Below are 17,764 nucleotides of genomic sequence, written 5' to 3'. Positions count from 1 at the left end.
CCTCAGCCCCCAGCCCCTTACCCTTCCGTACCCATCACGAAGGCATTGAGCTTGTTGCCGTCGGGATCGCGGAAATAGGCGGCATAGAACCCGCCCTCGCCACGCGGGCCGGGCTTGCCCTCGCAGCTGCCGCCGTTGGCCAGCGCGATGGCGTGGAGCCGGTCGACCTGTGCCGGCTCTTTCGCCTCGAGCGCGACCATGACGCCGTTGCCGACGCTGGCGGGCTGGCCATCGAACGGCTTCATCACGCCGATCGCCGCCGCACCGCCTGCCTCGCCCCAGGCGATCGCACCGGGCCATTCGTACATCCGGCCCACGCCCATCTCGGCCGCAATCGCGTCGTAGAACACGGCTGCGCGTTCGAGGTCGTTCGTTCCCAGCGTCACGTATCCGATCATCGCTCGTCTCCCGCTGCGCGACTCGCCCGCGCAGCACGGAACATATCACGAACGAGGTCGCTCACAACGTCAAAGCGGAGCGCACGCGGTGCGAAGCCACTCCAGATCGGCGCCATCCAGCTGCGGCGCCAGCAGCGCCTCGGTGCGGGCGTGGTAATTGTTCCACCAGCCGCGTTCGGCCGGGGTCAGCAGGTCGACCTCGACGAGGGTGCGATCGATCGGCGCGAAGGTCAGCGTCTCGAAGCCGCAGAACGTGCCTTCCGCGCCCGCGATCGTGCGCTCTTCCACCAGGATCAGGTTCTCGATGCGGATGCCGTAGTCGCCGGCCTTGTAATAGCCGGGTTCGTTCGAGAGGATCATGCCTGGCAGCAGGCCCTGCCCGGTGCCGGCCTGCCCGCCGCTGGCCTTGGCGATGCGCTGCGGGCCTTCGTGGACCGCCAGGAAGCTGCCGACGCCGTGGCCGGTGCCGTGGGCATAGTCGAGGCCCGCCGCCCACAGGAACTGGCGCGCGAAGCTGTCGAGCGCGCCACCCGGCGTGCCCACGGGGAACACCGCCTGGTCGATTGCGATATGGCCCTTGAGCACGCGAGTGAAGCGGTCCTTCACCTCGGCCGGCGGCGCGTCGGGGCCGACCCAGACGGTGCGCGTGATGTCGGTGGTGCCATCGAGGTACTGCCCGCCCGAATCGACGAGATAGACGCTGTTGGGTTCGATCGCACGGTTCGACTGCTCGGTGACCGAGTAATGCGGGCTGGCCCCGTTCGGCCCGGCGCCCGAGATCGTGTTGAACGACAGGTCGCGCAGCAGGCCCGTCTTCTCGCGCTCGGCGAGGAGCTGCGCGGCAGCCGAGAGCTCGGTTTCGCCCCCCTTGGGCGCGGCGATCGACAGCCAGTGCAGGAAGCGGCTGACCGCGGCGCCGTCGCGGGCCTGCGCGGCGCGGTGGCCGGCCTGCTCGACCGGGTTCTTTTGCGCCTTGGGCAGCACGGTGGGATCGGTCAGGCGCAGCACCTTGGCGCCTTCGAGCGCGTGGAACACCGCCGCTACCGCCCGTTCGGGATCGACCGCAACGGTCTTGCCCGCCAGCGCCTGAAGCGCGGGTACGAAGCCGGCCCGATCCTGCACGCGCACCGCATTGCCAAGGTGCGCGGTCAGCGCCGGCGTAACCTTTTCCGGTGCGATGAACAGGTCCACCGTGCCGTCGGCGTGGGCCACCACGAACGACAGCGCCACCGGCGTGTGGTCGACGTCGGCACCGCGCATGTTGAGCAGCCAGGCGACGCTGTCGAGCGCGGTGACGACCGCCGCATCGGCGCCCTTGTCGGCGAGCCATTCCGCCACGGCGGCACGCTTTTCGGCGACGCTCTGCCCGGTGTAGCGATCCTCGTGCGGGACGGCGACGGCGGGCGACGGCGCGGGCTGGTCCTGCCACACCGCGTCGATCGGGTTGCCATCGACCGGCACGAGCGAGGCGCCGACGCTGCGCAGGGCGGCTTCGGCCGCTTCGGCCCAGGGCTTGGCATGCAGCCAGGCATCATAGCCGATCCGCGCCCCGGCCGCGGCATTGGCGCCGAGCCATGCCGCGGGGCTGGTCTGCGGCACCGACTGGTATTCATAGAGGCGGCTGTCGACCTGCTCGCGCACCTGCAGCGTATAGCGCCCGTCGACGAAGATCGCGGCCTTGTCCTTGAGCACGACCGCGCTGCCCGCCGAGCCGCCGAAGCCGGTCAGCCAACCCAGCCGCTGGGCGTAGGCGCCGACATATTCGCTCATGTGCTCGTCGCTGATCGGCACGATGAACCCGTCGAGACCGCGTCGGGCGAGTTCGGCGCGCAGCGCATCCAGGCGGGCTTCATGGGTCTGCATCAGCATGCGCAATCCTTCTTTCTTGGCCTTATTGCTTGGCCTTCTTGGGCGGCGGCGTCGTGGCGAGCCGGATTCCTGGCGGTCGGGCTCGGTTGGTTCGCATTGTAACCACCCCAGCGGCTTTGCGCCAGAGCGGTGCCTTGCAGGCCGCTCCCGGGCACCATAGATGGCGGGGATGACATCGCCCGACCAGAACCTCGCCCAGCCCCCCGTCGCCGCCAAGCGCCCGCACACCACGACTCATCACGGAGTCGCGATCACCGACGATTACGCCTGGCTGCGCGACGCCGGCTATCCCGAGGTCAAGGACGCGCAGGTGCTGGCGCACCTTGAGGCCGAGAACGCCTGGTTCGAGGCGCACATGGCGCCGCACAAGCCGCTGGTCGACCGGCTGTTCACCGAGATGCGCGGCCGCATCAAGGAAGCCGACAAGTCGGTCCCGCAGAAGGACGGCCAGTTCCTCTACTGGATCGAGTTCGAGGAGGGCGCCGAATACAAGAAGTGGTGGCGCCGCCCGGTGGGCTGCGCCGACGACGGCAGCGCGGACGAACTGCTGCTCGACGAAGTCGCGCTGGCCCAGGGCCACGACTATTTCCGCCTCGGCGCGATCTCGGTCTCCAACGACGGGCGGCTGCTCGCCTGGTCGATCGACGACAACGGGTCCGAGCGCTTCACCGCGCGTGTCAAGGTCATCGCCACCGGCGAGGTCCTGCCCGACGAGATCCCCGGCACCAATTCGGGGCTGATCTGGGTCAAGGGTGACACCGGCCTGGTCTACAGCCTCGCCAACGAGAACTGGCGCACCGACAACGTGCGGCTGCACTGGCTGGGTCGCCCGCTCGACGACGATGTCGAGCTTTACCACGAGGACGACGAGGGCTTCCGCGCCGGCGCGGCGCTTTCGGCGAACGAGAAGTGGCTGATCCTCTCGACCGGCGACCACGAGACGAGCGAGCAGCGGCTGGTGCCTGCCGACGATCCGCTGGCCACGCCGCTGCTGGTGCGCCCGCGCGAAAAGGGCGTGGAATACGATGTCGACGTGCGCGACGAGACGCTGTTCGTGCACGTCAACGACACGCACGAGAACTTTCGTCTCGCCACTGCCCCGCTTGCGGCGCCGGGGGATTGGACCACGCTGATCGCCGGCAGCGACGACTTCTACCTCACCGGGTTCGAGCTGTTCCGCGACTTCTATGTCGTCGAGGGCCGGGTGCGCGGCCTCGATCGCATCGAGGTGCGCTATTACGACGACCCGGCGCGGATCGAGCCGATCGCCTTCCCCGAGGCGAGCTACGAGGCCAGCCTCGGCGACAACCCGGAATGGGCGACACAGACCCTGCGCGTCGGCTACGAATCGATGGTCAGCCCGGCCTCGGTCTATGACTACGACGTGCCCAGCCGCAGCCTGACGCGGCTCAAGGTGCAGGAAATTCCCTCGGGCTACGATGCCTCGCTCTACGAGACGACGCGGCTGGACATCCCCGCGCGCGACGGCACGCTGGTGCCGGTCTCGGTGGTGTGGCGCCGCGATCGCCCCGCCGGCGGGCCGCTGCACCTCTATGGTTACGGCGCCTATGGCATCGCCATCGGGCCGGGCTTCTCGACCACGCGGCTCTCGCTGCTCGACCGCGGCATGGCCTATGCCATCGCGCATATCCGCGGCGGCGACGACCTTGGCCGCGGCTGGTACAAGGCCGGCAAGCTCGAGCAGCGCACCAACACGTTCGACGACTTCGTCGACGTGGCGCGCGGCCTGATCGCGCATGGTTTCACGGTCGAGGGGCGCATCTCGGCCTCGGGCGGGTCAGCCGGCGGCGAGCTGATGGGCGCGGTGATCAACCAGGCGCCCGAGCTGTTCGGCGCGGTCGTGGCCGACGTGCCCTTCGTCGACGTGCTGGCGACGATGCTCGACGAGAGCCTGCCGCTGACCCCCGGCGAATGGCCCGAATGGGGCAACCCGATCGAGGACGAGGCCGCCTTCCACCTGATCCGCTCGTACTCGCCCTATGACCAGGTGCGCGCGCAAGGCTATCCGCCGCTGATGGTGACCGCCGGGCTCAACGATCCGCGCGTGACCTATTGGGAGCCGGCCAAGTGGGTGGCGCGCCTGCGCGAGCTGAAGACCGACGACAACGCGCTGATCTTCAAGACGAACATGGGCGCGGGGCATGGCGGCAAGTCGGGCCGGTTCGAAAGCCTGAAGGAGGCCGCGGAGGAGTTCGCGTTCCTGCTGACCCAGCTGGGTCTCGAAGACTGACGCCCTGCCCCGTCACGCCGTTCGCCGGCATGACGGGGGTGGTGGCATTGGGCTCGACCACGGCGTTGCCCGCGCTGCCGGGCACCGTGCCACCCCGGTACGCGCGCACGATTTTCCCCGCTGCGCGCGAATCGGGCGTTGCATTCCGGTACGCTTGCCGCCACTCAGCGTGGGTTCAGCAGGGGGCGTGCACGCGCAGCCCTGCACTATCGCACGACGCAAAGTCTGACAGGAAGTTCGGATCGCCATGAAGTCCATTACCCGGCTGCCCCTTATCCCGATGCGTCGCCCCTTGCAGGGCCGGCTGCGGGGTCTCGCCGGGCGCAGCGCGCTGGCACTGGGGCTGGCCGCCACGGCGATTTCGCCGGTCGCCAGCAGCGTCGCGATGGCGCAGGCCGAACGGCGCGCCGCGCCGGCCGACGCCTCGGGCCAGCTCAATATCCCGGAGAACGTGCAGATCTTCGGCAAGAGCGACCCGAACATGCGCCGCGCCACTGCGATCATCAACGGCGAGATCCTGACCGGCACCGACATCGACCAGCGCCTCGCGCTGATCGTCAGCGCCAATGGCGGCAAGGTCTCGGCCGAGGAGCAGGAACGCCTGCGCCTGCAGGTGCTGCGCAACCTGATCGACGAGACGCTGCAGATCCAGGAAGCCAAGTCTGCCGGGATCGAGGTCGACGAGGACGAGGTCAACCAGACCTACGAGCGCGTCGCGCAGCAAAATTTCGGCCAGAACCCCGCCGCACTCGACAAGTACCTGCTTTCAGTGGGATCGTCGGCCGCCTCGCTCAAGCGCCAGATCCGTGGCGAGCTGTCGTGGCAACGCCTGCTGCGCCGCAACGTCCAGCCTTTCGTGAACGTCTCGGACGGCGAAGTGCGCGAGATGATCGAGCGGCTCAAGGCGGCCAAGGGCACCGAGGAATACCGCATCGGCGAAATCTACCTCTCGGCCAACGACACCAATCGCCAGCAGGTCGAGGCGAACGCCGCGCAGATCGTCGAGCAGCTCAAGAAGGGCGGCAGCTTCGTCGCCTATGCGCGCCAATATTCCGAGGCCTCGACCGCGTCGGTCGGCGGCGACCTCGGCTGGATCAAGCTGGCGCAGCTGCCGAGCGAACTTGCCACCGCCGCCAACACGATGCAGCCGGGCCAGCTCGCGGGCCCGATCCCGATCCCCGGCGGCTATTCGATCCTCTACATGATCGACAAGCGCCAAGTGCTGACCGCCGATCCGCGCGATTCGGTGCTCAGCCTCAAGCAGATCTCGCTCAACTTCCCCAAGGGCACGCCCGAGAAGGACGCCGCCGCCAAGGCCGCGACATTCGCGGCGGCGGTCAAGACCATCAAGGGCTGCGGCGATGCCGAAGCCGTGGCCAACCGCATCGGCGCCTCGGTCGTCGCCAACGACCAGATCAAGGCACGCGACCTGCCCGCCGCGCTGCAGGACTCGATGCTCAAGCTCTCGATCGGCGAAGTCACGCCGCCGTTCGGCTCGATGGAGGACGGCGTGCGCGTGCTGATGCTGTGCGGCCGCGACGATCCCAAGGTTTCCGACGGCCCGAGCTTTGAAGAAATGCAGTCGCAAATCGAGGACGACCGCGTGAACAAGCGCGCCCAGACCTACCTGCGCGACCTGCGCCGCGATGCGGTGATCGAGTACAACTGAGGCCTGGCGGTGCGGGCTTGCACGCACGCATTGCGCTCGCGCCCTTCGACAAGCTCAGGGCGAACGGGGGTTGGCTTGGACAACCTCCCCGTTCGGGCTGAGCTTGTCGAAGCCCCATGCCGGCACACCCCGCGCTCGCGCCCTTCGACATGCTCAGGGCGAACGGAGGCTTGAATATCCTTCCCCCGTTCGGGCTGAGCTTGTCGAAGCCCCATGCCCTGTCGCAAACGCGGTGGAATGTGGCCCCCGCCCCTCGCCCTTCGCGGCAAAGCCCGCTAGGCTTGCAGGCATGACCCCCATTGCCATCTCGCTCGGCGATCCCGCCGGTATCGGGCCCGAGCTCATTGCTGCCGCCTGGGCGCTCAGCGGCACCGAAGCCCTGCCCCCGTTCGTCGCCGTCGGCAGCCGCCACGTGCTGGAACAGGCCGCACGGGCGCGGGGGCTGAACATCGCGGTGCGCAGCGTCGGCTCGCTCGAGGAAGCGCGCGACAGCTTCGGGCAGGCGCTGCCGGTGCTCGACCTGGGCGACGTGGCCTATGCTCCCGGTGCGCCCGACGATGCCGGTGCCGCGCTGGCGCTGGCCGCGCTCGATGCAGCGACGCAATTGACCATTGCCGGCGAAACTTCGGCCCTGGTCACCGCGCCGATCGCCAAGAGCCGCCTCGCGCGCGTCGGCTTTGCGCATCCCGGGCAGACCGAATTCGTCGCGCAGGCCTGCGACGTTGCGGCCGAGGGTGCCGTGATGATGCTGGCAGGCCCCTCGCTGCGGGTCGTGCCGGTGACGGTCCACGTGGCGTTGTCGGCGGTGCCCGGCCTGCTTTCGGCCGAACTGATCGGCCGGCGCAGCGCGATCGCGGCGCAGGCGCTGATGCGCGATTTCGGCCTCGCCGATCCGCGCATCGCCGTGGCCGGGCTCAACCCCCATGCCGGTGAAGACGGCCGCATGGGGCACGAGGACCGCGCGATGATCGCCCCGGCCGTTGCCGCGCTGCAGGCCGCCGGGTTCGACGCACGCGGGCCGCTGCCCGCCGACACGATGTTCCATGCCGAAGCGCGCGCGACGTATGATCTGGCGGTGTGCATGTACCACGACCAGGCGCTCATCCCGCTGAAGGCGCTCGATTTCGATGCCGGGGTCAACGTCACCCTGGGCCTGCCGATCATCCGCACCTCGCCAGACCACGGCACCGCCTTCGCCATTGCCGGCACCGGCGAGGCGCGCCCCGGCGCGATGATTGCCGCGATCCGCATGGCTGGCGAATGCGCCGCACGGCGGGCCGCAGCATGACCAAGTTGCCGCCGCTGCGCGACGTGGTCAACCGCCACGGGCTGATGGCCTCCAAGGCGCTGGGCCAGAACTTCCTGTTCGACGAACAGTTGCTGGCGCGCATCGCCGCCATTCCCGGATCGCTCAAGGGCGCCAACGTGCTCGAGGTCGGCCCGGGGCCGGGTGGCCTGACACGTGCCCTGCTGCGCGCCGGCGCCAACGTCACCGCGATCGAGATGGACAAGCGCTGCCTGCCCGCGCTCGCCGAACTGGCCGAGGCCTTCCCCGGCCAATTGCGCGTGATCGAGGGCGATGCGACGAAGATCGACCCCGCGACGCTGTTCGAGGGGCCATGGCACGTCGTCGCCAACCTGCCCTACAACGTCGGCACCGCGCTGTTCACCGGCTGGCTCTCGGGCCAGGACTGGCCGCCGCAATGGCTGTCGCTGACGCTGATGTTCCAGCTCGAAGTGGCGGAGCGGATCATCGCCGGCACCGAGAGCGACGCCTTCGGTCGCCTTGCGATCCTGTCGCAATGGCGTGCGACCCCGCGCATCGCGATGAAGGTCCATCGCAGTGCGTTCACCCCGCCGCCCAAGGTCATGTCGGCGGTTGTCCATGTGGTGCCGGCTGCCATGCCTGAAGGCGTCTCGGCGCGCATGCTCGAACGCGTCACCGAGGCGGCGTTCGGCCAGCGCCGCAAGATGCTGCGCCAGTCGCTCAAGGGCCTGCCCGGCGCGCTCGCCGCGCTGGAGACGCTGGGCATCGACCCGGCGCGCCGCGCCGAGACACTGACCGTCGCCGACTTTGTGGCGATCGCCAGAATCCTGAGCTGACAGACAAGATCCTCCCCACCCCGTGGGGAGGGGGACCACCGCAAAGCGGTGGTGGAGGGGCAACCCCCTCCACGCAGCGTCAGAAAATCACGCCGCCTTCTGCTTGCGAAACAGCACGCGATCCTCGGGCCCGAACCCGCGCCGCCAGATGACAAAGCCATAGACGCCAAGGATTGCCGGCACGCCGAAGCCGACCTCGGCCCATTCGGGCAGGAAGCGCGCAAGGACCCCCACGCCGATCGCCGGAACCGCCGCCCAGACCAGCGCCCAGCGGAAATTGCTGATGCGTTCGTGGAGAATGCGGCCCAGCAGCCGCGCCTTGAGCAACGAGGCCAGACCCAGCGAAAGCACGAGCGCCAATGCCGCCCCCGCGGCCTCGACCATGCCGCCCCAGCCGAGCTCGCGGGCGATGAGGATGAAGGCCACGGTCAGCCCGCCCTGCAGCGCGATCGTCGCAAGGCTGATCCACCAGTTGCGCAGCCGCGCGACGTAGATAAGTGCGGCCTCGCTCACCACTGCGGGCGAGGCGACGACTTCGGCCGCCAGCAGCAGCCCGAGCGCTGCGGTCCCGGCGACGAAGTTGGGGCCGAACAGCCCCATCACGCCCTTGCCCGGCAAGCCCAGCGCGAGTGCGATCCCGGCCTGCGCGGCGGTGATCCAGAAGCCGACCTGGCAGACCTGGCGCGCGATGGCGCCGTGGTTCTCGTCCTTGAGGTTGCGAGTGATAACCGGGCCGAGGATCGGCTCGAAACTGGTCTTGAGCTTCTGCGGCAGGGTCGCGACCTGCTGCGCCACGTAATAGATGCCGACCGCGGCCGCCGGCGCAAACGTGCCGAGGATGAATAGATCGAGCTTGCGCGTCCCCCATTCGACCGCGTCGGCACCGGCCAGCGGCAGGTTGCGGTTGGCGAGCCGCAGCAGGGCGCCGGGCCGCGGATTCCACTGGCGCGGGAGACCGTAGCTCTTGATCAGTGGCACGAACGCCGTGGCCATCGCCGCGAGCATGGCGAGCGCATAGGCGAGGATCAGGCCGCTGTCGCGCAAGGGCGCCCACCACGTGCCCGCAAGCCATGTCCCTGCCAGCCACAGACCGCCTGCGGCCAGTGACTGCGTCCACGGCTCGACCACGGCGCGCGCGCGCACCGTCGCGCCGACGTCGAAGCGATAGGCCAGCGCTGCCAGCGCGACGTCACCCAGCGCACGCGGCAGGATCGCCAGCGGCAGCAGTCGCTCGATCGCGGTGAAATGCCGGCTGGGGAACATGGCCACGGGCACGAGCCACAGCAGCGCGGCGAAGACCACCGAGACCAGCGTCGAGAGCAGCAGCGCGTCGGCGACGATGTTGGCGCCGGGCCGGTCTTCCTTGGCCAGCTGCTGCGCGAGGCCGCGCTTCTGGCCCAGCGTCGCCAATTGCGCGGCGAGTTCGACGACCAGCGTGGCCGAGGCATAGCGGCCGAGTTCGGCGGCGCCATACAGACGCCCGGCGATGAACAGGAACGGCACGCTGGCGGCCAGCCGCAGCACGAAGCCGAAGAAGTTGGTGCGGCCACCCTTGGCGAGCGCGGCGATGTCCGCCTGCTCGGCTGCGGCCCCTTCCGGGGAGGACACGATGTCAGCCAAGCGGATGTTCCGCGCGCAGGGGCCGGGCCAGCAGGCCGGCGACGACGTCGCGCGCCGGGGCGCGGCCTTCGAGCAGGGTGACGACCGCTTCGACCAGCGGCATGGCGATTTCCTTCCGGCGGGCGAGGTCCGCAAGGACCGGCGCAGTGAACGCGCCTTCCGCTACGGTGCTGCGCCCCGACAGAACCTGAACCGCGCTTTGTCCCTCGCCCAGCGCCTTGCCCAGCGAGAAATTGCGACTGGCGGTGGACGAGCAGGTGAGCACGAGATCGCCCAGCCCCGAGAGTCCGGCCAGCGTCTCGGCCTCGGCACCGAGCGCGAGACCGAAGCGCTGCATTTCGGCAAAGCCGCGGCTGATGAGCGCGGCGCGGGCATTTTCGCCCAAGCCGAGACCGGCGACGACGCCACAGGCGATCGCCAGCACGTTCTTGACCGCGCCACCGATCTCGGCCCCGATGACGTCGGCACTGTAATAGGGGCGGAACGTCGGGCGGGCGATGGCGGGGGCCAGCCGCTGCCACTGTGCCTCGCCGCCGGCGCAGGCAAGCGTCACCGCGGTGGGCAAGCCGGCGGCCACCTCGTGCGCGAACGTCGGGCCGGACAGCACCGCGATCGCCGCGGCGGGCGCGGCGGCGGCGGCGACGTCTGCCATCAGGCGCCCAGTCCCGGCCTCGATGCCCTTGGCGCAAAGCACGAGGTCACCCGCAAAGCCGGGCATGCCGGCAAGCACGGTGCCGACCGCCTGGGCGGGCGTGACCCATACCAGCGTGCCGAGCGCGGCCATCGCGGCGAGGTCGGCGGTGGCCGTGATCGTATCGGCCAAGTGTGCCTGCGGCAGATAGGTCGGGTTGGTGTGCGTGCGGTTGATGGTCTCGACCAGCGCCGGATCACGCGCCCAGAGGCGGACGGGGCGGCCGTCGCTGGCCAGCATCTGCGCCAGCGCGGTGCCCCAGGCGCCCGCGCCGATCACCCCGATCGGATCGCTCATGCCTTGACCCCTGCCCCGCGCACCGGCGCCGCATCTGCATCGAGCGGCCAGCGCGGGCGCGCCGGCAGGTCAAGCGGATCGGCATGCCCCTGGGCAAAGCGTTCGGCGCCGGCCCAGCCGATCATCGCGGCATTGTCGGTGCACAGCGCCAGCGGCGGCGCGACCAGCGGCAGGCCGGCACTGGCGGCCAGCGCTTCGAGCGCCGTGCGCAGCGCGGTGTTGGCAGCGACGCCGCCCGCGACGACGAGCGCGGTCATGCCGGGGCTGCACACGCCAAGCGCGCCGCGGGTGCGGTCGATCACGCAGTCGATCGCAGCCTGCTGGAACGAGGCGGCAAGGTCGGCAGCGGAATGGCGCCCCGAATCGCGCGCACGCAGCACCGCGCTCTTGAGGCCTGCGAAGGAGAAGTGCGGTTCCCCGCTGCACACCAGCGGACGCGGCAGCGGCACGGCGCGGGCATCGCCCTCGCGCGCCAGTCGCTCGACCGCGGGGCCGCCGGGGTAGCCGAGACCGAGGATCTTGGCGGTCTTGTCGAAAGCCTCGCCCAGCGCATCGTCGATCGTCGTGGCCAGCCGGCGATAGTGGCCCAGCCCGGTCACCTCGAGGATCTGGCAGTGCCCGCCCGAGACCAGCAGCAGCAGGTAGGGATAGGCCAGGTCAGGGTCGGCCAGCCGCGGCGAGAGCGCATGGCCTTCGAGATGGTTGATGCCGATCAGCGGCTTGCCTGCGGCCATGGCCAGCGCCTTGCCGGTGACGAGGCCGACCATCACCCCGCCGATCAGGCCCGGCCCCGCCGTCGCGGCGATCGCGTCGACATCGGCCAGCGCCAGGCCGGCATCGGCGAGCGTCGCCTCGACCATCGGGGCGATGACGTCGGCATGTGCGCGCGCGGCGATTTCCGGCACGACGCCGCCATATGGGCGGTGCGCCTCGTCCTGCGAGGCGATACGCTGCGCGACGATGCGGCGCGCCAGCGTCGGCGCATCGCCATCGATGATGGCGACGGCGGTTTCGTCACAGGAGGATTCGATGCCAAGGATCAGGGCCATGCGGAGCTTTCCCTTAGAGATAATCCCGTTTACGGCAAGCCGCGCATGAACACGCCTGCACACACGCCCGACCCCGCGCCCCAACCCGTGCCAGCGGCGAACCGGCCGCTGCGGCTCGGTACGCGCCGCTCGCCGCTCGCCATGGCCCAGGCCGAGGAAACCCGCGCGCGCCTCTGCGCCGCGCAAGGGTGGCCCGAGAGCATGGTCGAGCTGTGCCCGCAGATCGCCAGCGGCGACCGCATCCAGGATCGCCCCCTGGCCGAAATCGGCGGCAAGGCCTTGTGGACCAAGGAGCTCGACGCCGCGCTGATCGCCGGCGAAATCGACTTCGCGGTCCATTCAATGAAGGACGTCGAGACGATCCGCCCCGCCGAGATCACCATCGCCGCGGTGCTGCCGCGCGCCGACGTGCGCGACGTCCTGGTGGGTGCCGCGACGATCGCCGCGATCCCGCAGGGTGCACGCGTCGGCACCAGTGCCCCGCGCCGCGCCGCGCAGATGCTCCACGCCCGCCCCGACCTCGCGATCGTGCCGTTCCGCGGCAATGTCGCCACGCGGCTGGCCAAGCTGCAGGCGGGCGAAGCCGACGTGACGCTGCTGGCCGCCGCCGGGTTGCAGCGGCTGGGCGAGACCGGCGTCGGCCATGTGCTGCCCGCCGAGGACTGGCTGCCAGCGCCGGCGCAAGGTGCGATCGGCATCGAATGCCTCGCCGCGCGCGACGATGTGCGGGCCTTGCTTGCCAGTATCGATCACGCCCCCACCCATGCCGCGATCCGGGCCGAGCGCGCGCTGCTCGCGGGGCTGGGCGGCACCTGCCACAGCCCGATCGCGGTGCTGACCACGGCCGACGGCGACGACCTCGTGCTGCGCGCCGCGCTCTACAGCCCCGATGGCGCGCTGCGCACCGAGGCCAGCGCGCGCTTCGCCGCCGGCGACGACGCGGCACCGCTCGCCCTCGCCGCACAGTTGCTGGCCGAGGCACCCGCGGGCATCGCCGCCTTCTTTCACGGCGGCTGACGGCGCCTGTGCTCCCATTGCTGATCGTGCGGCCCGAACCGGGCAATGCCGCCAGCGTCGCGGCGGCCCGTTCGCTGGGGATCGCCGAGGTACTCGGCGCGCCGCTGTTCGCCATCGCACCGGTGGCATGGCAGGCGCCCGACCCTGCCGACTACGCTGCGATCCTCGCTGGAAGTGCCAACCTGTTTCGCCACGGCGGTCAGGACCTGGCAGCCCTCGCCCCGCTCCCGGTCGTGGCCGTGGGTGCCGAGACCGCCCGCGTGGCGCGCGACGCGGGCTTTACCGTGCGTGTTTCGGGCGAAGGCAGCCTGCAGGACGTGGCAACAAGCCTGCCAGCCGGGCGTTACTTGCGCCTGTCGGGCAGCGATCCCGTGCCGCTTACCCTGCCCGAGGGCCTCGTGGTGGATACGGTCATGGTCTACGCGGCCAAGGCCCTGCCCCTGTCGGGCGAGGCGGCCAGCATGCTGCCGCACCCTTGCGTGGTCGCATTGCATTCGGGCGAAGCGGCACGCCATTTCGCGCAGGAATGCACCCGCCTCAACCTGCCGCGCAGCACGGTGCAACTGGCCTGCCTGGCCCCGCGCATCGCCGCGATGGCCGGCCGCGGCTGGCAAGCGGTTGAAATTTCTGCAATGCGCCGCGATCAACCATTGCTGGCCTTGGCCGCACAAATGTGCAAAAACGTGTGACATCGGGGCAACGGACAAGCGAAAATAGATGCAGGATATGCCGATCGGACAGGAAAACTCGCGGCGCCAACGCCGTGGGGGCGGGCGACTTGCCTGGGGTCTCGGCCTCGTCCTGATCCTTGCCGCAGGCGCTGGCGGCACCTGGTATGCAGCGCAGCAGGGCTGGCTCAAGCTGGACCTGCACCCGTCCGCCAGCGCCAGCGGTGATGTTCCCGCCAGCGTCGCGTCCGAGGCCGTGGTCGCCGCCGCCAGCAATGCCGCGGCCGACGCGGTGCTCACCGCGACCACTGCCAAGGTTTCCGCGCTCGAGCAGCGCCTTGCCGAACTGAACCAGCAGGCCATGGCCGCCTCGGGCCAGGCAACCCGTGCCGAAGCACTGCTGGTGGCCTTCGCCGCGCGCCGCGCGATCGAGCGTGGCCAGCCGCTGGGCATCCTCGAGAACCAGCTGCGCGTGCGGTTCGGCGCCAGCCAGCCCGGCGCGGTCGATCGCGTCATCGCCGCGGCCGCGCACCCGATCACGCTGGGCACGCTGTCCGAGGAATTCGTGCAGGTCGAACCGCGCCTGCTGGGCAAGCCGGCGCAGGGCAATACCTGGGACTGGATGGCAGGCGCGATCGGCTCGCTCTTCGTGATCCGCCACGATGCCGCCGACGGCGCGACGCCCGAAAGCCGCCGCGATCATGCACGCCTGGCGATCGCCGGCGGCCGCGTCGATGCCGCGATCAGCGATGTCGAGCGCATGCCCGGCAAGGATGCGGCGACCGAATGGCTGGCCCATGCGCGCGACTGGGTCGCGGCGCAGCGCGCGCTCGACCAGTTGGAAACCGCCGCGATGGTGCTGCCCGCCCCGCAGCCGGTGATGCCTGCGCCTTTGCCCTCGGCCCAGCCGCAGCCCGCTTCCCCGGCAACGCCGCTTGCCGACGATACCGTAGCGCCGGCACCGAGCGCGAGCCCGGCGCCGGCCGCGCCCGCTACACCAGCAAAGCCGAAGTAAGGTCGCCCGGCGGCGGCCCGCCCGCCGCGATCATCGCCTTGTCGCGCTCGATCAGCCCGGGCAGCGTCGTCAGCCCGAAGCGTCGCACCAGGAAGCGCGCGATCGAGCCGGTGTCGTGGACGGTATGATCGACGTGGCCTTTGCGCGCATGCGGGCTGACGATCAGCGCCGGAACGCGCGTGCCCGGCCCCCATCGATCGCCCTTGGGCGGCGCGACATGGTCCCACCAGCCGCCGTTCTCGTCGAACGTGATGACCACCAGCATCTTGTCCCACTGCGGCGAGCGACGCAGCAGGTCGATCGTGCGCGCGATATGGCGATCGCCGGCATCGACGTCGGAATAGCCGGCATGCATGTTGAGGTCGCCCTGCGGCTTGTAAAACGTGACCGCGGGCAGCGTCCCGGCCTGTGCATCGGCGAGGAAGCGATTGGTGCGGGGCGTCTCGCCGGTGCCGGCATCGCGCAAGTGGTGCGCGCGCGCCGCCGTGCCCGGTGCCAGGTTCGCGAAATAGTTGAGCGGCTGGTGATGCGGCTGGAAATTGGGGCGCGAGGGGAACGCGGCGCTGTTGGCGCGGCCGGCCATCGCCTCGCCCCAGCCGCCGGCATACCAGGCCCAGTCGACGCCCTTCTCGCTCAGCCGGTCGCCGATATGCGCATGGGTCTGCGGCGGCAGCGTCTGCGCGGTGACCAGCGCATGGCCCGGCTTGTCCGGGTCGGCCTGGTAGGTCGGCAGGTAGGGCGGCAGCATCGTGTTGACCGCCCGGTGATCGGGCGTGATCGAATCCGCGACGAACCGCACCGGGCCATCCATCGCGCTCGCCGGCGTGCCCGGCCGCAGCAGCGGGCGCGGCGGATCGGTATATGCGGGGTCCAGCTTGACGATGCGATCCCTGGCCGGGCTCTTGTCCGCCTCGGGATAGTACGGCGCGGTGGCGCTCACGAGGTACTGGTGGTTGAGGAACGAGCCGCCGAATGCACCCATGAAGAAGTTGTCGCACAGCGTGAATTCGCGCGCGACTTGCCACAGGCGCAGGTTGGCGCGCGCATCGCCGTAATGGCCCATGACCATCGCGCCGCTGTCGCCCCAGGCGACGAAGCCGTCGTTGCGCCCGCCGTTGATCTGCCACTGGTTGTTGTAGAAGCTGTGGATCAGGTCGCGGGTGATGACGCCATGCGGCAGCGGATCGCCCTCGGGCGTCTTGAGTGCGAAGGGGGCGTTGGGTAGCCCCGCGATCGCATCCTCGCCGATCACGATCTCGCTGTGCTCGACCACCTGCTTGTCGGGCACCATGCCCTCCCAGATTTTCGGCAGCGTCTCGAGCACGCGGCCATCGCGATCGCGCTGACGTGCACGCTCGGGCGGAACTTGCGAGAGCGGCTGCGCAAGGCCCGGAAACTCGGGGAAGAGATTGTTGAAGCTGCGATTCTCGGCGAAGATCACCACGACGGTCTCGATCTTGGCGCGCAGCGCGGCATCGACTTTGGCGCGCGAAGCGGGACCTGCGGCGTGCGCGTCGACGGCACTGGCCGCGCCAGTGACGGCAAGCCCCGCCAGCAGGCTGCGGCGGTCGAGCGGAAGGGTACCGGATTTCGCGGGGCTGTCGGTCATCGTGGACTATCCTTGGGGGGAATCGCGGCTGCGATAGGCGCGCGGGCGTCGCCTGTCCAAGGCTGCATGGTCGCGAAGTGTCGCAAGGCGGCGAGGCCTCGCTCAACCCAACCCATCACTTCACCTCGACGCCGCCCTTCACCACATGGTCGACGCGCTCGAGCACCGTGATGTCCGCCAGCGGATCGCCGCTCACCGCGATCATGTCGGCATAGTGGCCCGGCGAGAGCGCACCGACGTCCTTGCTCCACCCCAGCAGGTCGGCCGAGACGGTGGTGGCGGCCTGGATCGCCTGCATCGGCGTCATGCCATAGCGGACCATGTACTTGAACTGCCGCGCGTTGAGGCCGTGGGGATAGACCCCGGCATCGGTGCCGAACGACAGCTTGACCCCGGCCTTAACCGCCTTGCGGAAACCGATGCGCTGCGCCTCGGTGGTGTCGTCGTTCTTGCGCAGCATGTCGGCGGGCCAACGGTGCGCGCGGCCGTATTCGGCGATGAAGTCGCCATCGTAGATGTCCATGTCGAGCCAGACGCCCTTGGCCTTGGCCAGCGCGATCCCCTCGTCGTCGATCAGGCTGGCGTGCTCGATCGCCTTGACCCCGGCGTTGATCGCGGCCTTGATCCCGCTGGCGCCATGGGCATGGGCCGTGACCCACGATCCGCGCCCCCTGGCCACCTCGACCGCGGCGCGCATTTCCGCGTCGCTCAACTCCTGCTGGCCCGGCTCGGTGCCCTGCGCCAGCACCGCGCCGGTGGCGATCAGCTTGATCGAATCGACGCCGTGCTGGAACAGCGCGTTGACCTTGCGCGTGGTGTCCGCCGCATCGACGACCACGCCGGCGCGCATGTCGGCGGGCACGGTGACGTCGGGGGCGAAGCCCGTCACCTCGCCGCCGCCGCCGGGGATCGTGACATAAGCGCCCACGGTACTGATGCGCGGGCCGATCACGTCGCCGCGATTGATCGCGTTGCGCAGCTCGACATCGGCATAGGCACGGAAGTTACCGCAGTTGTGCACGGTGGTGAAGCCGGCCATCAGCGTGGCGCGGGCATGGCGTGCGCCGACGAAGGCGCTCTCCATCGCCGAATGAAGCAGCGGCTCGGCGACGTTCTCCGATTGGTCGAGATCGGGCAGGTGGACGTGCATGTCGATCAGCCCGGGCAGCACGGTATAGGCCGACCAGTCGATCACCCTGGCGCCGGCGGGCACTGGCCCGTCGGGCGTGACGGCGGTCACGCGCCCGTCGTCGACCCGGATCAGGCGCGCGGGCCAGACCTTGCCCGCCTCGGGATCGACGAGATGCCCGGCGCGGACCCAGACGGTTTCGGCCCTTGCGGGTGCGGCGCAAAGCAGGGCGGAGGCGCAGAGCGCGGCGATGACGGGGGTGAGGCGCGACATGGGCACCAGCCTAGCGCGCACATTCCGCCGGGGGGAGTGCTTTTGCATGCCGCGCGTCAGATCGTTGCGCGATGCGGCATGGCCACGATCTGTGTCGCCAGCGCGA

Annotated in this window: 14 protein-coding genes; 7 read left to right on the top strand and 7 right to left on the bottom strand. The window is 70.0% G+C overall.

Translation table 11 applies throughout. From position 1 onward, the window contains the following. Positions 1-17 precede the first annotated feature (17 nt). Together V7Q48_RS05330 and V7Q48_RS05325 are read right to left on the bottom strand one after the other, a co-directional pair. Positions 18-398: a VOC family protein gene (locus V7Q48_RS05330; RefSeq protein WP_333836727.1), complete on the bottom strand. Its 381-nt coding sequence runs from the start codon at positions 396-398 to the stop codon at positions 18-20. Between the two features lie 69 nt (positions 399-467). Then, on the bottom strand, positions 468-2,261 hold the full coding sequence (locus tag V7Q48_RS05325) for an aminopeptidase P family protein (RefSeq protein ID WP_333836733.1): 1,794 nt from the start codon (positions 2,259-2,261) through the stop codon (positions 468-470). A 175-nt stretch (positions 2,262-2,436) separates the two neighbouring features. Between V7Q48_RS05325 and V7Q48_RS05320 the strand changes: the two genes are divergently transcribed. The 4 genes from V7Q48_RS05320 to rsmA all read left to right on the top strand — a co-directional run bounded on the left by V7Q48_RS05320 (position 2,437) and on the right by rsmA (position 8,290). After that, on the top strand, positions 2,437-4,518 hold the full coding sequence (locus V7Q48_RS05320) for a S9 family peptidase (protein ID WP_333836726.1): 2,082 nt from the start codon (positions 2,437-2,439) through the stop codon (positions 4,516-4,518). Between the two features lie 280 nt (positions 4,519-4,798). Then, positions 4,799-6,187: a peptidylprolyl isomerase gene (locus tag V7Q48_RS05315; RefSeq protein WP_442947090.1), complete on the top strand. Its 1,389-nt coding sequence runs from the start codon at positions 4,799-4,801 to the stop codon at positions 6,185-6,187. A gap of 289 nt (positions 6,188-6,476) precedes the next feature. Next, positions 6,477-7,475 (top strand): 4-hydroxythreonine-4-phosphate dehydrogenase PdxA, encoded by a 999-nt coding sequence (gene pdxA / locus V7Q48_RS05310; protein ID WP_333836724.1) that lies wholly within the window; start codon positions 6,477-6,479, stop codon positions 7,473-7,475. Continuing rightward, positions 7,472-8,290, top strand: coding sequence for a 16S rRNA (adenine(1518)-N(6)/adenine(1519)-N(6))-dimethyltransferase RsmA (gene rsmA, locus V7Q48_RS05305; RefSeq protein WP_333836723.1), 819 nt, complete (start codon positions 7,472-7,474; stop codon positions 8,288-8,290). Before pdxA ends, rsmA begins: the two co-directional genes overlap by 4 nt. Positions 8,291-8,377: 87 nt before the next feature. On the opposite strand, the gene V7Q48_RS05300 is transcribed toward rsmA, so the two are convergent. Genes V7Q48_RS05300 through tsaD form a run of 3 tightly spaced genes read right to left on the bottom strand, consistent with a single transcriptional unit; the run spans position 8,378 to position 11,947 of the window. After that, positions 8,378-9,910 carry a lipopolysaccharide biosynthesis protein gene (locus V7Q48_RS05300; protein ID WP_333836722.1) on the bottom strand — a complete coding sequence of 511 codons (1,533 nt, stop codon included), beginning with the start codon at positions 9,908-9,910 and terminating at the stop codon, positions 8,378-8,380. Beyond that, entirely contained in the window at positions 9,903-10,898 is a 996-nt protein-coding gene (locus tag V7Q48_RS05295) for an NAD(P)H-dependent glycerol-3-phosphate dehydrogenase (RefSeq protein WP_333836721.1), read from the bottom strand. Before V7Q48_RS05295 ends, V7Q48_RS05300 begins: the two co-directional genes overlap by 8 nt. Next, positions 10,895-11,947: a tRNA (adenosine(37)-N6)-threonylcarbamoyltransferase complex transferase subunit TsaD gene (tsaD, locus tag V7Q48_RS05290; protein WP_333836720.1), complete on the bottom strand. Its 1,053-nt coding sequence runs from the start codon at positions 11,945-11,947 to the stop codon at positions 10,895-10,897. The genes V7Q48_RS05295 and tsaD overlap by 4 nt, the downstream gene beginning before the upstream one ends. 45 nt (positions 11,948-11,992) lie before the next feature. On the opposite strand from tsaD, the gene hemC reads away from it, so the two are divergent. From hemC to V7Q48_RS05275, 3 genes are read left to right on the top strand one after another with little or no spacing between them, the layout of a single operon-like run. Further along, positions 11,993-12,964 (top strand): hydroxymethylbilane synthase, encoded by a 972-nt coding sequence (gene hemC / locus V7Q48_RS05285; protein WP_333836719.1) that lies wholly within the window; start codon positions 11,993-11,995, stop codon positions 12,962-12,964. A gap of 8 nt (positions 12,965-12,972) precedes the next feature. Continuing rightward, positions 12,973-13,653: a uroporphyrinogen-III synthase gene (locus V7Q48_RS05280; RefSeq protein WP_333836718.1), complete on the top strand. Its 681-nt coding sequence runs from the start codon at positions 12,973-12,975 to the stop codon at positions 13,651-13,653. A gap of 37 nt (positions 13,654-13,690) precedes the next feature. After that, entirely contained in the window at positions 13,691-14,647 is a 957-nt protein-coding gene (locus V7Q48_RS05275; protein ID WP_333836717.1) for a hypothetical protein, read from the top strand. Here the strand turns inward: V7Q48_RS05275 and acpA are convergent. Both acpA and V7Q48_RS05265 read right to left on the bottom strand, forming a co-directional pair. Beyond that, positions 14,625-16,256, bottom strand: coding sequence for an acid phosphatase (acpA, locus tag V7Q48_RS05270; RefSeq protein WP_333836716.1), 1,632 nt, complete (start codon positions 16,254-16,256; stop codon positions 14,625-14,627). The genes V7Q48_RS05275 and acpA overlap by 23 nt on opposite strands. A gap of 115 nt (positions 16,257-16,371) precedes the next feature. Beyond that, complete coding sequence (locus V7Q48_RS05265; RefSeq protein ID WP_333836715.1) at positions 16,372-17,658, bottom strand: Xaa-Pro dipeptidase; 1,287 nt, start codon at positions 17,656-17,658, stop codon at positions 16,372-16,374. Positions 17,659-17,764 lie beyond the last annotated feature (106 nt).

It is taken from the genome of Novosphingobium sp., assembly GCF_036803765.1.
In the GTDB taxonomy this organism is placed as follows: Bacteria; Pseudomonadota; Alphaproteobacteria; order Sphingomonadales; family Sphingomonadaceae; genus Novosphingobium.
This window is presented reverse-complemented; position numbering and strand designations above follow the sequence as displayed.

Bases quoted from the DNA above. Each gene is read 5' to 3' on its own strand.
- V7Q48_RS05275 (WP_333836717.1), top strand. From the start codon at position 13,691: ATGCCGATCGGACAGGAAAACTCGCGGCGCCAACGCCGTGGGGGCGGG.
- V7Q48_RS05315 (WP_442947090.1), top strand. From the start codon at position 4,799: ATGCGTCGCCCCTTGCAGGGCCGGCTGCGGGGTCTCGCCGGGCGCAGC.
- hemC (WP_333836719.1), top strand. From the start codon at position 11,993: ATGAACACGCCTGCACACACGCCCGACCCCGCGCCCCAACCCGTGCCA.
- V7Q48_RS05265 (WP_333836715.1), bottom strand. From the start codon at position 17,658: ATGTCGCGCCTCACCCCCGTCATCGCCGCGCTCTGCGCCTCCGCCCTG.
- acpA (WP_333836716.1), bottom strand. From the start codon at position 16,256: ATGACCGACAGCCCCGCGAAATCCGGTACCCTTCCGCTCGACCGCCGC.
- V7Q48_RS05295 (WP_333836721.1), bottom strand. From the start codon at position 10,898: ATGAGCGATCCGATCGGGGTGATCGGCGCGGGCGCCTGGGGCACCGCG.
- V7Q48_RS05325 (WP_333836733.1), bottom strand. From the start codon at position 2,261: ATGCAGACCCATGAAGCCCGCCTGGATGCGCTGCGCGCCGAACTCGCC.
- V7Q48_RS05330 (WP_333836727.1), bottom strand. From the start codon at position 398: ATGATCGGATACGTGACGCTGGGAACGAACGACCTCGAACGCGCAGCC.
- tsaD (WP_333836720.1), bottom strand. From the start codon at position 11,947: ATGGCCCTGATCCTTGGCATCGAATCCTCCTGTGACGAAACCGCCGTC.
- rsmA (WP_333836723.1), top strand. From the start codon at position 7,472: ATGACCAAGTTGCCGCCGCTGCGCGACGTGGTCAACCGCCACGGGCTG.
- pdxA (WP_333836724.1), top strand. From the start codon at position 6,477: ATGACCCCCATTGCCATCTCGCTCGGCGATCCCGCCGGTATCGGGCCC.
- V7Q48_RS05320 (WP_333836726.1), top strand. From the start codon at position 2,437: ATGACATCGCCCGACCAGAACCTCGCCCAGCCCCCCGTCGCCGCCAAG.